The sequence below is a fragment of the Staphylococcus pasteuri genome, from assembly GCF_030547725.1.
Classification (GTDB): Bacteria; Bacillota; Bacilli; order Staphylococcales; family Staphylococcaceae; genus Staphylococcus; species Staphylococcus pasteuri.
The window spans coordinates 1-263 of sequence record NZ_JAUOQO010000435.1 but is presented as its reverse complement, the minus strand read 5'-3'; the positions used below and the strand labels follow the sequence as shown (position 1 = coordinate 263).

Sequence of the window (263 nt, the reverse complement as noted above, 5' to 3'; positions counted from 1 at the left end):
TTACTGAGCAAGGCTGGGGTTTTGCTGGCAAAGGGCTTACGGGGCTAAAGGGCGCGAGTGAAGACCATTTACACCATAAGCAGTTTATTCATCAGCTTTATACGCATGCGGATCCTAAGGTCTCTGGTAGAGCCACTGTGCCAGTGTTGTGGGACAAATTCACCGACACCATTGTAAATAATGAATCGGCAGACATTATCGAAATGCTAAACAGTGCGTTTGACCAATGGGGTGATACCAGTATTAACCTGCGTCCCCTGCAT

General features: G+C 47.5%; 1 pseudogene. It reads left to right on the top strand.

What is annotated here, in order from left to right:
- Positions 1–263: pseudogene (locus Q4528_RS14275) on the top strand (glutathione S-transferase family protein); the annotation flags it as partial.